15 protein-coding genes and 1 tRNA gene are annotated in these 14894 nt (G+C 67.9%); 3 read left to right on the top strand and 13 right to left on the bottom strand.

Features of this window, described 5'->3' with window-relative positions; translation table 11 throughout:
• Positions 1-52 precede the first annotated feature (52 nt).
• The 5 genes from ACFWPH_RS16370 to ACFWPH_RS16350 all read right to left on the bottom strand — a co-directional run bounded on the left by ACFWPH_RS16370 (position 53) and on the right by ACFWPH_RS16350 (position 4454).
• Positions 53-125 (bottom strand) — tRNA-Ala (locus ACFWPH_RS16370).
• A 122-nt stretch (positions 126-247) separates the two neighbouring features.
• Entirely contained in the window at positions 248-1270 is a 1023-nt protein-coding gene (gene glpR, locus ACFWPH_RS16365; RefSeq protein WP_378751793.1) for a gephyrin-like molybdotransferase receptor GlpR, read from the bottom strand.
• Between the two features lie 259 nt (positions 1271-1529).
• Positions 1530-2180 (bottom strand): GNAT family protein, encoded by a 651-nt coding sequence (locus tag ACFWPH_RS16360; protein WP_280419145.1) that lies wholly within the window; start codon positions 2178-2180, stop codon positions 1530-1532.
• Positions 2181-2191: 11 nt separating this feature from the next.
• Positions 2192-3451, bottom strand: coding sequence for a gephyrin-like molybdotransferase Glp (gene glp / locus ACFWPH_RS16355; protein ID WP_280419144.1), 1260 nt, complete (start codon positions 3449-3451; stop codon positions 2192-2194).
• A gap of 37 nt (positions 3452-3488) precedes the next feature.
• On the bottom strand, positions 3489-4454 hold the full coding sequence (locus tag ACFWPH_RS16350) for a UTP--glucose-1-phosphate uridylyltransferase (protein ID WP_378751675.1): 966 nt from the start codon (positions 4452-4454) through the stop codon (positions 3489-3491).
• A gap of 285 nt (positions 4455-4739) precedes the next feature.
• Between ACFWPH_RS16350 and ACFWPH_RS16345 the strand changes: the two genes are divergently transcribed.
• The 3 genes from ACFWPH_RS16345 to ACFWPH_RS16335 all read left to right on the top strand — a co-directional run bounded on the left by ACFWPH_RS16345 (position 4740) and on the right by ACFWPH_RS16335 (position 7056).
• On the top strand, positions 4740-5321 hold the full coding sequence (locus ACFWPH_RS16345; RefSeq protein WP_378751791.1) for a 5-formyltetrahydrofolate cyclo-ligase: 582 nt from the start codon (positions 4740-4742) through the stop codon (positions 5319-5321).
• A gap of 587 nt (positions 5322-5908) precedes the next feature.
• Positions 5909-6250, top strand: coding sequence for an FmdB family zinc ribbon protein (locus ACFWPH_RS16340; RefSeq protein ID WP_378751673.1), 342 nt, complete (start codon positions 5909-5911; stop codon positions 6248-6250).
• Positions 6251-6366: 116 nt separating this feature from the next.
• Positions 6367-7056 (top strand): SAF domain-containing protein, encoded by a 690-nt coding sequence (locus tag ACFWPH_RS16335; RefSeq protein ID WP_378751671.1) that lies wholly within the window; start codon positions 6367-6369, stop codon positions 7054-7056.
• Positions 7057-7173: 117 nt separating this feature from the next.
• Here the strand turns inward: ACFWPH_RS16335 and ACFWPH_RS16330 are convergent, their stop codons facing one another.
• The 8 genes from ACFWPH_RS16330 to ACFWPH_RS16295 form a co-directional block, all read right to left on the bottom strand.
• On the bottom strand, positions 7174-7842 hold the full coding sequence (locus ACFWPH_RS16330) for an MspA family porin (protein WP_378751669.1): 669 nt from the start codon (positions 7840-7842) through the stop codon (positions 7174-7176).
• A gap of 73 nt (positions 7843-7915) precedes the next feature.
• The gene (locus ACFWPH_RS16325; protein WP_280419139.1) at positions 7916-8590 is read right to left on the bottom strand and encodes an MspA family porin; all 675 of its coding nucleotides are present in this window, start codon (positions 8588-8590) and stop codon (positions 7916-7918) included.
• 314 nt (positions 8591-8904) lie between these two features.
• Positions 8905-9570, bottom strand: a complete 666-nt coding sequence (locus ACFWPH_RS16320; protein ID WP_378751667.1) for an MspA family porin — start codon at positions 9568-9570, stop codon at positions 8905-8907.
• 80 nt (positions 9571-9650) lie between these two features.
• Positions 9651-10325 (bottom strand): MspA family porin, encoded by a 675-nt coding sequence (locus ACFWPH_RS16315; protein WP_378751665.1) that lies wholly within the window; start codon positions 10323-10325, stop codon positions 9651-9653.
• Positions 10326-10872: 547 nt separating this feature from the next.
• On the bottom strand, positions 10873-11070 hold the full coding sequence (locus ACFWPH_RS16310) for a hypothetical protein (protein ID WP_378751663.1): 198 nt from the start codon (positions 11068-11070) through the stop codon (positions 10873-10875).
• A 15-nt stretch (positions 11071-11085) separates the two neighbouring features.
• The gene (locus ACFWPH_RS16305) at positions 11086-11640 is read right to left on the bottom strand and encodes a molybdenum cofactor biosynthesis protein B (protein ID WP_062973648.1); all 555 of its coding nucleotides are present in this window, start codon (positions 11638-11640) and stop codon (positions 11086-11088) included.
• Positions 11640-13049: a S1C family serine protease gene (locus ACFWPH_RS16300; protein WP_378751660.1), complete on the bottom strand. Its 1410-nt coding sequence runs from the start codon at positions 13047-13049 to the stop codon at positions 11640-11642. The genes ACFWPH_RS16305 and ACFWPH_RS16300 overlap by 1 nt, the downstream gene beginning before the upstream one ends.
• A gap of 358 nt (positions 13050-13407) precedes the next feature.
• Positions 13408-14886 carry an ATP-binding protein gene (locus ACFWPH_RS16295; protein WP_378751658.1) on the bottom strand — a complete coding sequence of 493 codons (1479 nt, stop codon included), beginning with the start codon at positions 14884-14886 and terminating at the stop codon, positions 13408-13410.
• Positions 14887-14894 lie beyond the last annotated feature (8 nt).

The raw sequence follows: 14894 nt of genomic DNA, 5'->3' as shown, positions 1-14894 counted from the left end.
AACGGGAAACCCCCTCCGGCCTTTTACCTGCTCAGAGGGGGTTTTCTAGTTGTGGAGCTAGGGAGAATCGAACTCCCGACCTTCTCGATGCGAACGAGACGCGCTACCAACTGCGCTATAGCCCCGTGCGGCTCGGTGAACCGCGCTGTGCCACTCTAGCAAACCGGGTTACATTACACCGAATCGAGGTGCTGACCTGCGATTATTCGGCGACGACGGTAGCCCGGGCGGCGTTGCCCGATACCGTTCACGCCCCCGCGGCGCGCCGGATATCGCCGCCGCTGGCACGGTGACGCACCGTCCGGGCGATGGTGGCGTCGTAGGCGTCCAGATGCTCGAAGGCGGGGTCTTCGTCATCCGGTTCGAGCAGATGGGAGCGCCGGCGCAGGGCGCGGGCGGTATCGCGGTCCATACCGGGCCGGGCGGCCGGAGCGGCAAGCTCCTCGGTCTCGTCGGGCTCACCGGCGAGGTCCCGAGCGCGGTCGGCCAGCCGGGCACTGCGCCGGCGCCGGATCTCCTGTTCTATCCGCACCTGCTTGCGCAGGTATCCGAGGTACGTGACCAACGACAGCAGCGCACCGCCGCATCCCCACCAGAAGAGCGGGCCGATGGCCACGGCGAGACCGCCGCAGAGCACCGTACCGAGAATGAGGGCGACCACGGCACGCTGCCGGAAGGTGTAGCGCGCGGCGCGCGCGATGGCGTCGGCTTCGGGATCGTAGCCGCCGCGTCCGCGCCGGGTGGGCACGAAATCTCCGTCGTCCTCGAGTTCTTCGGGCGCGGGCGCACGCCGGTTGTCGGCGCGGACCGGCGGAATCCGGGCGGGCGCGGTATCCATCACGTCTCCGCCGAGCGGTTCGGTTTCCGCGGCGGTATCGCCGGCGGGCTCCGTTTCCCGGTCGTCTTCGGTATCCGGGTGATGCTCGGATTCCGCCGGGGTGCCGGCATCGTCGACGATATCGGCCGGCTCGTCGCCGGGGTCGGTGTGCGGTAGTTTTTCGTCAGCCTCGGTGACGGTCTCCTCGGCTGTTGTGGTCATGCGATCCTCCGCATCGTTGCCGTGGTGCCGCTTTCGATAGGACCGGCCGGACCGCTTTTTGCGGACATACCCACTTCTCTTGCGCCTTTTGGAATCTCCACGATGCAGTACCCGCGTAGCCAGCGCGGTGTCCGTTGTCCGGCGGATTCTCGGATGCCGGTCGGCCAGGATAGGGAACAGGACGAAGACCCACACTACGACCAGGCCGATCCACAGGATCGAGTTCGCCATCGTCGTCAGCACCTCCGTCCGCATGGTCAACGTCGCAGCCCACGCCATGACCGGTGCGTCCCGACGCCGGAGTTCTTCCCCGCGGGCACGTCTCGCAGATCGTGGTACGAGCTTCCCGCCGATGGCGCGAGGCGCACCACCGACGTCCGTAGGTTAATTCCGAGTAGGGGTACAACACGGCAGGCGCGCCGTGCACATACGCCACATGAGTCACATTTCCACCAGCACGAGACCGAACAGGCCGGTTCCCGGAGCCGGTTCAGCGCAGCGTCAACCGCCCTTCCCGGGCCAGCCGGTCGACCACCCTGCCGGACAGTTCTTCCGCCGTCATGGCGACCAGCAGATGATCGCGCCAGGCCCCGTCCACATCGAGATACCTACGCAGCAAACCTTCTTCACGGAAGCCGACATTGCGCAGCACGGCCTGACTGGCCAGATTCTCCGGACGCACCGTGGCCTCGACCCGATGCAACCCGACCGGGCCGAAACAGTGATCGAGCCCCAGTGCCAGGGCCGCGGTCGCCACGCCCCGCCCACCGAGGTCCCGGGTGACCCAGTACCCGATCCACGCCGAACGCAGTGCGCCGCGCACGATATTCCCGACCGTGAGCTGGCCGCCGAACGCACCGTCCACCTCGATCACCAGCGGGATCATCGCCCCCCGCCGCGCCTCGGCCTTCAGGCTCGACCACAGCGGCGGCCAGTTCGACGCATGATTGCGCGCTTCCCAGGCGCCGCGCCCCGTCGGCTCCCACGGTTCCAGATGATCGTGATCCCGTAACCGGATCCGGCTCCACGCCGCGGCATCCCGTAACCGCACCGGCCGCAAGGTGACCGCACCGGCCCCCACCCGCACCGGGCCCAGATGTGCGGGCCACCCTGGGTGCTGCGTAGCCCGGAATACGTTCATGGACTCCACTTCTAGCCGCGCTGCGCCAGGAACGCGACTCGAACCTTGTCACCGGTGCGGATTTCGGTGTCGTCGGGCTCGACCACGATCAGGCTGTTGGCCTCCGACATGGCGGCCAGCAGATGCGACGAGCCGCCCGCGCTGTTGCCCAGTGGCTGCACCAGGTACTCACCGGTGGCCTCGTCGCGCATCAGCTGAGCCCGCAGATAGCCTTTGCGGCCGGCCATCGACTGGATCGGGGTGATCGTGCGGGCACGCACGATCCGGCGCATCGGCTGCCGCCGGCCCAGCGCGATCCGGATCAGCGGCCGCACCATGACCTCGAAAACCACCAGCGCACCCACCGGATTCGACGGCAGCAGAAAGGTCGGCACCTCGTCGCGGCCGAGGCGGCCGAAACCCTGAACGGACCCCGGGTGCATCGCGACCCGCGCGATCTCCAGTTCGCCGAGACCTTCCAGCGCCTCACATACCTGGTCGGAAGCCCAGCCGCCGACCGCACCCGCGATCACCACGACCTCGGCACGCACCAGCTGACCCTCGACCACATCGCGCAGCCGGCGCGGGTCGGCGTCGACGATACCGACCCGGTTCACATCCGCGCCCGCATCGCGCGCGGCGGCGGCCAGCGCATAGGAGTTCACGTCGTAGACCTGCCCGGGCCCGGGCATCCGGTCGATATCGACCAGTTCCTCCCCGATGGAGATCACCGAGAGCCGCGGCCGCGGATGTACCAGCACCTTGTCCTGCCCCACCGCGGCCAGCAGCCCCACCTGGGCGGGCCCGATGATCGTGCCGGCCTGGACAGCCACATCGCCGGGTTGCACATCGTCACCGGCGCGGCGCACGTAATCGCCGGACCGCACCGGTTCGTACACCTTGAGCCGTCCCCGGCCGCCGTCGGTGAAATCCAGCGGCAGTACGGCGTCCGCGAGGGTGGGCAGCGGCGCCCCGGTCGCCACCCGGACAGTCTGCCGCGGCTGCAGCCGGATGGGCTGGCGCGAACCGGCGAGTACCTCACCGACCACCGGCAGGGTCAGATCGACCAGTTCACCGTCCTCGTCGCGGATATCGGCGCCCGCGGAGGCCACGTCCACACTGCGCACGGCGTAGCCGTCGATCGCGGCCTGGTCGAAACCCGGCAGCGGCCGCTCGGTCACCACATCCTCGGCGCACAGCAGCCCCTGGGCCTCGGATATCGCGACCCGCACCGGTCGCGGCGCGACGGCCGCGGCCGTCACTTTGATCTGCTGATCCTCGACAGAGCGCATCCAGCCCTTCCCGATGTCCTCGCCGGCGCAGGCGATCTCATTCGTCCACGGTGAGTTGCGGGTCCCAGTCCGGACTCAGCCGGTGCTGGAGCCACTCGCGTAGCGCCGGACCGTATTCGTCACGCTCCAGCGCGAAATCCACCGCAGCACGAAGATAGCCGCCCGGGTTACCCAGGTCGTGGCGCGACCCACGGTGGACAACCACATGCACCGGATGTCCTTCGTCGATCAGCAGCGAAATCGCGTCGGTGAGTTGCAGTTCCCCACCGGCGCCCGGGCCGATCCGGCGCAAGGCGTCGAAGATCGCGCGGTCGAGCAGATAGCGGCCGGCGGCGGTGTAGGTCGACGGCGCCTCGTCCAGGCTCGGTTTCTCGACCATGCCCTTGACACGCATCACGTCAGGGTTGACGGCATCGGGCACCGGCGCCACATCGAAAACACCGTACGCGCTCACCTGGTCCTTGGGGACGTCGATAGCGCACAGCACGGACCCGCCACGTTTACGCCGGACCCGGTTCATCACATCCAGCACCCCGCACGGCAGGACCAGATCGTCGGGCAACAGCACCGCGATGGTCTCCTCGTCCGGGTCCAGCACCGCTTCGGCCTGGGCCACCGCATGTCCGAGCCCCAGCGGTTCCTCCTGCACGACGGAGGTGACATCGAGCAGCCCCGGCGCCTTGCGCACCTTCTCCAGCAGCTGGAACTTCCCGCGCTCGGCGAGGGTGTGCTCCAGCACCAGATCCTCCACGAAATGCGCGGTGACCCCGTCCTTACCGGGCGAGGTCACGATAACCAGCCGCTCGGCGCCGGACCCGGCCGCCTCGCTGGCGACGAGTTCGATGCCCGGGGTATCGACCACCGGCAGCAGTTCCTTGGGAACGGTTTTGGTGGCGGGGAGGAATCGGGTTCCCAGCCCGGCCGCAGGTACGACGGCCGTCCGGAATTCCGGTTTCGACGGGTGCGCTTCCCCGTTCCCCTGCACTGCGGCCTCTGCTGTCATATACACACCCTATCCACGGTGCTCTCCGTTCAAACGGCTGTCTATATCGGCGCGCCTCCGGCACCCCGGTTTCGGCTGCTCGGCCCGTGCGTCCGCGCGGCAGCGGGCGTAAGGCCGGGCGTTCGGTCTCGGGTGGGGAGGCCCACGCGAGACCGGACCTGGCCGGCGGCGCCGAATTCTGGTGAACCGGTGCCGCTACCGGGCGTAATGAGCCGGCTCGGAACCGGGCGCATCAGGCGGCGCGGCGCCAGGCGCGGTTGCGCGCATAGGGTTGTCGCCGTGCGGATGCCCGAGGAGATCGACAAACAGGCCTGGCGGGCGACGATCCGTGCCCGGCGCCTGCAGGTTCCCGACTCCGTACGCGCCGCGGAGGCCACCGCGCTCGCGGCGGCGGCGGGCCGGCTGGAAACGGCCGGGTGGGTATGCGCCTATGTGCCCGTCCGTGGGGAACCCGGATCGGTGGCGATCGCCGAGGCACTGCGGGCGGCCGGGAACCGGGTACTGCTGCCGGTGACCCGCGAAACCGGTCCGCTGTACTGGGGCGAATACACCGGCGCTGACGCCCTGCGCCCCGCACGCTACGGCCTGCTCGAACCGGACGGGCCCGTGCTGTCACCGGAAGCAGTCGCCACTGCCGAGCTGATCCTGGTTCCCGCCCTGGCAGTGGACCGGCGCGGCGTACGACTCGGCCAGGGCGCCGGATACTACGACCGGACGCTCGGCCTGGCCACTCCGACCGCACGCCTGATGGTGGTCGTCCGCGACGACGAAGTAGTCGAGCACCTACCGGAAGAACCCCACGATATCCGCATCCCCTGGGCCCTCACCCCGACCGCCGGACCGACCCCCCTGGATCCTCACCTGTGATCCTCTCCCTGGGCCGATCCCCCTGAACCCTCACCTGTGATCCCCTCCCTGGGCCGATCCCCCAACAGAACGGCACCGGCGCCCCAGGATCAGGAGCAGCGCCGAGAGCTGACCATGACCCGAGCCCGGCCGAGAAGCAGGTCAGCGGCGCCACACGGCCCCACCTCCACGGAGGAGGCCCCGCCTGAACCTCCCTGGGTGGGGCCCGCCCGGTTCTGGAGCGACGGAGCGGAGGAGCGAAGCGGAGGAGCGCAGGAGTGAAGAACCGGGCCTATAAGGGCCCCACCCTCGAGCCGCGGAGCGGCTCAAAAATTACAGCCCCGCCCTTTGCGGATGGTCCCCCCGAGACCAGACGGCTACCCCGAGACCAGGGTCGACCCGGCCTAGATCCACGCATCCGCGCTATCCGACGCGACACCGCTGACACACGGGGTGCAGATCACGCTCACCGAGCCCTCGGCCCAGACAGATCACATTGCCCCCGAGACCCTCAGCACACCCTCGTACCTGCGGGAATCAATCCGCGATTGGCACTGTTGGCACTGTGGCCTGTAGAGTGCTAATTCTCGAATACCGCGGAGGACCCAGTGCCAACCTATTCATACGCGTGCACCCAGTGCGACAACCGCTTCGATATCGTCCAGTCGTTCACCGATGACGCGCTCACGGTGTGCTCGGAGTGCTCCGGGGTGCTGCGCAAGCTGTTCAATTCGGTGGGCATCGTCTTCAAGGGCAGTGGCTTCTACCGGACCGATAGTCGCAGCGGGGCATCGTCGGCCAGCGATCCGGCGAAATCGGACAGCTCGTCCGGCTCCTCGGATTCCGGCTCCGGCTCCTCCGGTTCCTCCGGTTCCTCCGGTTCCTCGAGTTCCTCTGGTTCCTCGAGTTCCTCCGGCACTTCCTCGGCACCGGCCGCCGCCGCCAGCTGAGCGAATACCCGGCACCGGGGGCGGTGCCCGCGCGCTGATCCATCCACAGCCCGCAAGTTGTCCACAATCAATCCACGGCCGGGCCGAGGCGGGTTTTCCGCCCATAGGCTCGGTCTATGAGCCGTCTACGCCCACCCTCCGCAACCCGCACCCGCGGTCGCCTCGGATCCGGGGAAACCTGGCGGGACGCGTTCGACAACCGGCCGCCGTGGGCGGATGTGGTGCTGTTACGGCGAATCCTCGCCGGTCTGTGCGTCGTAGCGGCCGCAATACTCTTCCTCCGCGAGGATCCCGAACGCGCCCGTGTCTCCGTGGTGGTGGCCGCCCGTGATCTCGCTCCCGGCCATGTGCTGGCGCCCGCGGACCTCCGGCTCGCACGGCTGCCGCCCGGCGTAGCGCCCGGTGGCGCCGAGACCGATCCGGCCGCGTTGACAGGTGGGGTCCTCACCGCAGCCCTCCGTCCCGGCGAGGTACTGACCGATGTCCGGATCGTCGGTCCGCGCCTGGCCGAGGTGGCGACCGGTTCCCGAGATGCCCGGATTGTGCCCATACGGCTCGCCGATTCCGCCATCACCGAAATCCTGCGCGCCGGTGACCGAGTGGACGTCGTCGCCGCCGACACCACGGACCCGGCGCTGGCCGCGATACTGGCCGAGGATGCCGCGGTGGTGCTGGTTCCGCAGCCCGCTGCCGAACCGGGCGCGGGCCGCGCCGAGCCGGTGGTGCTGGTGGCCCTCGATTCGCGGCGCGCGGCCGCCGTCGCCGCGGCCTCGCTGAACAGCGCGCTCACGGTGATCTTCCATTGACCCCCGAAAAGGCATTGACACCCGAAAAGGGCCCGCCGCGCAGTTGCGCGAGGGGCCCTCCAGGAAGCCGATCCGGCCGGTGCGGGCTGCCCTGGCCGGGATACGAGGCATGGCCTATCAGCCGAGGCTGAACGGCTGGCCCCACAGCGTCACGACGGACATGACGTTATCGGTCTCGACCTTGACCTTGACGAAGGACCGAGCCTGCGCGTAGCCGCCGCAGCCGTTCAGGCCGATGGTGGTATCGGACCAGGTGACCGAACCGCTGTTGCCATCGAAGCCATTGTTGGTCGAGTGGTCCTCGTTGCCGTAGTCGTCCGGCTTCTCGATATCGAGCACGTAGAAGGAATCAGCCTGGCCGGGGCCCAGCGTCAGGTTGCCGCCGACCTCGCCCGAGGGGGTGACATTGCCTTCGGAATCGACTTCGGCGTCGGCGCCGCCTTCGGCTCCACCGCCGTCGATGTTGACCTGGCAGCCCACGACGTAGCCGGGGTAGATCTTGCCGCCCACGTCCTCACCGCCGCCGGAGATCTCGACCTGGGCGCTACCGGACACCCAGGCGTTGCGGTGCACCGGGGTGGAACCCATGGACGGGCTGATGTTGGCGGATTCGCCGACCATGCGGACCGTCACCACGGTGCCGTCGGAGAGGGTTTTGACGATTTCGCCGCCGGGCAGCGGAATGAAGGTGTCGGCGTTGGCGGCGCCGGTGGAGAACAGGCCCAGCGCGACCGAGGCGGCCGCGCCGACACCGGCGAGGCGCGCCAGATTCTTACGGGTGAACATGTGTATCTGCCCCTCTGGGGTTGAATTCGCTACAGCGAGAGTTGGTGGGGTGAATTCGACCGGTGTCAGCGCGTCAGCCGATGCTGAACGGCTGCCCGTAGAGGGTGGTCTTGGAGTAGTGGTCACCGATGATCTCGACCACGGTGTAGGCGCGGGCCTGCGCATAGCCGGCGCAGCCCTGGATCTCCATCTCCACATCCTGGTATTCGACGGAGTAGACGCCGGGCTTCTCGATGTCCTTGTAGTCGATCTGGACGAACTTGACCTCACCCGGGCCCAGCTCCACGCTGGTCGAGCCGCCGAGGCTGCCGCCGTCCAGGGTGAGACCGAGGGATCCGCCCAGACCGATCGCGTCTTCACCGATGCTCACCTGGCAGCCGACGATGTAGCCGGTGTTGAGCTGCGAAGCTCCGTGGGTGGAGGAGTTGTTGGTGCCGTCCTCATTGGTCGGGCCATTGTTCGGGCCGGCTTCGCCTTCGGGCGTGACCGAGACGTCGGCGGTGGCGTTGCCCGAGACCCACACGGTCCGGCCCGCACCGTTGGCGGCCATCGACGGCGAGACGAGCGCGCTCTCGTGAGTGCGGTTGATCTTGACACCGGGGCCCAGTTTCTCACCGTCCGGCAGCGGAACGAAGGTGTCCGCGTGGGCGGCACCGGTGGAGAACAGACCCATGGCCACAGCGGCGACAGCGCCCACGCCCAGGGCGCGCGCGCCGTGGCGCAGACCGGTGGTGCGGTTCTTGCTCATATTTCCCCTCATCAAGGTTTTACAGCGACACCCGGCTTCGCAGCGATCGACGCCGGGGCGGCCCGAGAACAGGCTCCATAGAGCTTGGGTTACGGCTGTAGCCACTAGATGAACCCGAAACCACACAGCCGGTGAACACTCGGCTACCGCGCCACCGATTCGGTGTGGCATCCGGATGATTCGCAGGTAACCAGAAGGTGACGGGCGCTGGGGAAACCGCCCGGCAGCGGATAGCCGGCCTGCCGGGCACGAGACAGGCCCGCCGCTGCTGCGGCGGGCCTGTTTCCGTGCCGGTACTACCGTTCGATCGGTTGTCAGCCGAGGCTGAACGGCTGACCCCACAGGGTCACGTAGCTGATCACGTTCTCGGTTTCCACCTCGACGCTGATGAACGACCGCGCCTGCGCGTAGCCGCCGCAGCCGTTGAGGCCGATGGTCTGGTCGGACCAGGTCACCGAACCCGTGTTGCCGCCGAAGCTGTTGTTGGTGGCGTGATCCTCGCTGCCGTAGTCGTCCGGCTTCTCGATATCGAGGACGTAGAACGATTTCGCCTGGCCGGGGCCGACGGTCAGGTTCGCGCCGGTTTCGGCGCTCGGGCTGACATTTCCTTCCGTATCCACATCGGCACTGGCGCCGCCCTCGGCACCGCCGCCGGCGATGTTGACCTGGCAGCCGACGACATAACCGGGGTAGATCTTGCCGCCTACGTCTTCGCCGCCGGCGATCTCGACCTGCGCGCTACCGGAGACCCAGGCGTTGCGATGCACCGGGGTAGCACCCATCGACGGGCTGATGGTGGCCGATTCACCGACCATGCGCACGGTCACCACCGTGCCGTCGGACAGCGTTTTGACGAGTTCACCGCCGGGCAGCGGAATGAACGTATCGGCATTGGCCGCTCCGGTCGAGAACAGACCCATGGCGAGAGTGGCGGCGGCACCGACACCGGCCAAGCGCGCCATATTCTTTCGGTTGATCATGGTTGGACCCTTCGAGGGGAAAGCTCGCGAATCGACGCGAGACGAGGTTCGTTTCGATACGACGGGACGGACCGGGCGGTTCAGCCGATGCTGAACGGCTGGCCGTACAGGGTCGTCTTCGAGTAGTGGTCGCCGATGATCTCGACCACCGTGTACGACCGCGCCTGCGCGTAACCCGCGCAACCCTGGATCTCGATTTCGGCGTCCTGGTACTCGACGGAGTACTTGCCGGGCTTGGTGATGTCCTTGTAGTCGATCTGGACGAACTTCACCTCGCCCGGACCCACCTCCAATCCGACCGAACCGCCGACGTTTCCGCCGTCGAGGCTCAAACCGAGAGATCCGCCCAGGCCGATCGCCTCGTCGCCGATGCTGACCTGGCAGCCGACGATATAACCGGTGTTGAGCTGCGAAGCCCCGTGGGTGGACGAATTGTTGGTGCCGTCTTCACCGGTCGGCCCGTTGTTCGGACCCGGTTCACCCTCAGGGGTCACCGTGACGTCGGCGATCGCGTTACCGGACACCCACACGACCCGGCCCGCGCCGTTGGCGGCCATGGAGGGCGAAATAACGGCATGCTCACCGGTGCGGGAGATGGTGACACCCGGGCCGGCTTTCTGGCCGTCCGGTAGCGGCACGAAGGTATCGGCGTTGGCAGCGCCCACCGACAGAAGGCCTACGGCGACAGCGGCCGCGGCACCGATACCCGCGATCCTGGCGCCACTACGTACCCCGTCGGTGCGGTTCTCGCTCATATTTCCCCTCATCATTCGGACAAACAGCAGGCCTTCGAGCTCGGACACACCGCTCTCCGGCTCCGACCAGTGTTTCGCTCGTTTGTTACCTACAGGTGACCCGTTGTTATTTCGGTGCAACGCCCAAAAACAGACAATGCACACGAAAGCGACCGGCTGACCCCGTATTGCAAGCCCGCCGGACCGCCTTTGCGGCGGTCGACGCACCGAGATTAAGCGGTCGATAACAGATTGGACAAAGCTTCTTTTCGCTATACGTTGATGTGATCTATTTCACATATACGTATAGCGGCGCGTGCACGTGCAGGTCACTACCTGTAGCAGAAATGCCGCCCCACCACGCCGAAACGATAAAAATCCGTAAACAGATCGACCCACCGGCGTATGGAAGAAAGAAAAGACGCGCGCCACCCGGACACGCGTCGTCAAAATCCTCTCGAGCCCAGTTCTGGACAATTGGCCCGAAAACCCACCCCGTTACCCCCTCGAGATAGCGAACTCATGCCGTATTCGAACGGAAAGCGTTAAGCACCAAGCCTTTTGCGACTCAGCCCGCGTCCCCGTGATGCGGCGGAACCTGCGAACGCAACCAGTCGTCGCCGTCGCGGTCCGTTGACGAACCGTCGTCCCGTTCATCGCGCGTGGTACTCGGCAGCACCTCACCGAAAACCCGGTCCACACGTGCGAGATCCCCCGCCCGGCGTCGCACCCGGCGGGGGACCTCGGGGTTCGCACCCTCACTCATACCGCACGCCCCGGCTCACTCCAGCAGACCGGACAGCTCGCCGATGACGCGACTCGCCAACGGGCCCAGGGTGGCCATACCGTCGCGGACGGCGGCCCGTGTACCCGGCAGGTTCACCACCAGGGTGCTACCCGAAATACCGGCCAGGCCGCGGGATAGACCGGCGTCCAGCGACCCCGCCACCCGGCCGGATGCGCGCAGCGCCTCGCTGATCCCGGGCAGGTCCCGGTCGAGAACCTCGGCCGTCGCCTCGGGCGTGACATCACGCGGCGACATCCCGGTACCACCGACCGAGATCACGATATCCACACCGCCGATCACCGCGGTGTTCAAGGCGTTCCGGATCGCCACCTCGTCGGCCTCCACCGAAACGGACGCATCGACCAGGAACCCCGCCTCGGTCAGCAGTTCGGTGACCAACGGCCCCAGCGAATCCTCGCCGCCGTGCGCCGTTCGATCGTCGACGACCACCACCAGTGCGCGCCCCGCCACAGGAGCATCGATTTCCATACCGCTCACCGTAGCGCCGATATCGGTCGCGGCGTGGCCGCCCCCGGTCACCAACTGCATCACCGTGCTCCTTCCACCGCGGCGGCGGCGAGGGTCACCTCGACCGTCTCCGAACCACCGCCCTGCCGATCCGTGTACGTCACTTGCACTTTGTCCCCGGGCTGTTTCGATCGCACCGCGGCCACCAGGGCGTCCCCGGAATCGATCGTGCGGTCGTCGAACCTGGTCACGATCGAGCCCGCCGGAATCCGGGCCTGCGCCGCCGGGCCGTTCGGGGTGACCTCGAGAACCCGCGCTCCGTGAATGGATTCGTCGCGTTGCACGGTCATCCCGATCTGAGCGTACGTGGCGTGGCCGGTCTTGATCAGCTCATCGGCGACCCGACGCGCCTGATCCACCGGAATCGCGAACCCGAGGCCGATCGAACCGCTCTGCTGACCGGCCGCACCCGACGAACCCAGGCTGGCGATCGCGGTGTTGATACCGATCAGCCGCCCCTGGCTGTCGACCAGCGCGCCGCCGGAGTTACCGGGGTTGATCGCGGCATCGGTCTGGATGGCGTCGATCACCGGATTCGGCACGGTGGGGTCGCCGCCACCTTCACCGGTAGTGGAGACCGGGCGGTTGAGCGCCGAAACGATCCCGGTGGTGACGGTGCCGGCCAGGCCGAGCGGCGAGCCGATGGCCACCACCGGCTGCCCGACCTGCAGACCGGCCGAACTACCCAGCTCGACCGGTTTCAGATCCGTTTTCCCGCGCGCCTGGATCACCGCCAGATCCGAGACCGGATCGGCACCGACCAGGGTCGCCGGGGCGGTACTGCCGTCGGCGAAGGTCACCCGCATATCGCCCCCGGCGCCACCGCCGGCCGCGACGTGGTTGTTGGTCAGGATCAGCCCGTCCGAGGACAGCACGACCCCGGAGCCCTCACCCTGCCCGCGGTTGCTCGCCACCTCGATCATCACTACGGACGGAGTGACCTCCTGCGCGACCGCCTGCACCGAACCCGCCGGCGCGTTCGCGGCATCCTTGACCTTGGGCACCGGCGCATCGAGCGCATTGGTCGCTACCGGCCGGCTACCGGAATCGGTGACCAGGGCGCCGACCACACCGCCGACGCCACCGCTGACCAGTGCCAGCGCGATCCCCCCGGCCACCAGCCCGGTACGCAGCGAACTCTTCCGCGGCGCGGGCGGCGGGCCGGCATAGAACTGCCCGATATCGCCGGGCGGCGGCCCCCCGGGCGGCGGCGGGCCCCCGTACGGGTGGCCCATCGCCGGGTATGCGGCCGTATCGCCGGGCTGTGGACCCGGAAACGGCTGCCCGCCCGGATACCGGTCGCCGCCGGCCTGCCCCGGCGGCGCGGGGACGCCGGGGTCATGAGCCGCACCCGGCTGGGGATGCGAATGCGAGGGCGGCACCGGTCCTTCTTCCGGCCGGTCCGGCCGATTGGTGAAATCCTCGGTCATAGTCTCTCTATTCTGCTCATATTCCCTGTCCAGGGTGCCGAACACGACTGAGAACGATCTGAGAGTGCTGTATTTTTTTGCGCCGACTTCGTCGGCGCGGGTTTTGGCCCACCTTGGTCCCTGCTGTCAGCACTCGACACTCGCGGCTGCGCCGCATCGCATCGAGCACTGACAGCAGGGACGGGCCAAAACCTTTCAGGGCCTCGTAAGACTCGGCTGCGCCGTTGGTTGCGTTGGGGTTCGGGGCGTGTCGCAGGTTGGTTGCGTTGGGGTTCGGGGAGTGCCCCAGGTTGGTTGCGTGGGTTTCGGGGCGTGCCCCAGAGTGGGGCAGAGATCCGGTCGGTCGGAGACAGACAGGTCACTGGCTCTGACCGGGTAATACGATCCGGATCATCGCACCGCCGCGATCGGAGGTGTCGATGGCGATCGTGCCGCCGTGTTTGGTGACGACCTGTTTCACAATGGCCAGGCCCAGTCCCGAACCGGGCATGGACCGGGACGCCGTTGTCCGGTAGAAGCGCTCGAAGACCAGTTCGCGTTCGGCGGGGGGTATCCCCGGGCCGGCGTCGGCGACCGATAGTTCCAGCAGGCCGCGTCCTGTTTCGGCCATCCGCACCCGGACCAGTTCACCGGGTGGGCTCCATTTCGCCGCATTGTCGAGCACATTGAGAATCGCCCGTTCCAGGGCGGCTTCGTGGCCGTAGACGAACCAGGGCCGCAGTTCGGCGTCGAAGGCCACGGCACCGCGGCGGCGGACCCGTTCCAGGGCGCGTTCGGTGACCTCGCCGAGATCGACCCGCTCGTACACCGTTTCCGGTGCGTCCTCGCGGGCCAGGTCCACCAGATCGCCCACCAGGTTCGACAGTTCCTCGATCTGCGCCACCACATCCGAACGCAGTTCGGCCATATCTTCCTCGGGTATCGCCGGGGCATCGGGGCGACTCGAGGCGATCAGCAATTCCGTATTGGTGCGCAACGAGGTCAGCGGGGTCCGCAGTTCGTGACCGGCGTCGGCGACCAACCGGCGCTGCCGGTCCCGGGATTCGGCGAGCGCCCGCAGCATGGTGTTGAAACTCTCGGTCAGCCGGGCGAGTTCGTCGTCGCCGGTGACCGGGATGGGGGTCAGGTCGTCGGTGCGCGCGATTCGCTCGGTCGCGGCGGTGAGGCGCGCGATCGGGCGCAACCCGGTGCGGCCGACGGTGGTGCCGGCACCGGCCGCGAGCACGACCCCGCAGGCGCCGACGGCGAACAGCAGCCAGGCCAGCCGGTCCAGTACCTCGCGGGTGGGTTCGAGCCGCTGCGAGATGACCAGGGTGACCCCGGAGTCCATCCGCTCGGCCAGCACCCGCTGGCTGTTGTAGGTGCGCAGCGACGATTCCCGTTTGCCCTGTGCCACCGCGACCTCTTCGGTGCCGATGGGCGGTGTGGTGGGCTGCGGCGGCATGTACACGGGGATGCTCGCCGGTTTCTCCACCTCCGACGGTGGCACCGGATAGATCAGCGCGACACCGATATCGTTGGAGAACAAGGTGGCGAGGCCGAGCGACTGGAACGCCATATCGTCGATATCGCCGCTGATCATGGTGGCGGCACGGGCGTGCAGCTGAGCGTCGACCTGACCGTAGAGCGCCCGGGCGACCATGGCGTAGGCCGCGATGGAGGTGATCGCCACGAAGATCGCCACCAGCGATGCCGCCAGCAGCGTGACCCGCCACCGCAGTGAGACGGTGCGGGTCAGCGGGGTCGGCGGGCGCATGGGCGGGGGCTCGTCCGGCCAGGGCCGGCCGAGCGTCGCCACCGTATGTTTCTTGGCCGCCGAGCGGGGGGTACGTGCCATATCGCGGG

It is taken from the genome of Nocardia sp. NPDC058499 (assembly GCF_042719915.1).
In the GTDB taxonomy this organism is placed as follows: domain Bacteria; phylum Actinomycetota; class Actinomycetes; order Mycobacteriales; family Mycobacteriaceae; genus Nocardia.
This window is presented reverse-complemented; position numbering and strand designations above follow the sequence as displayed.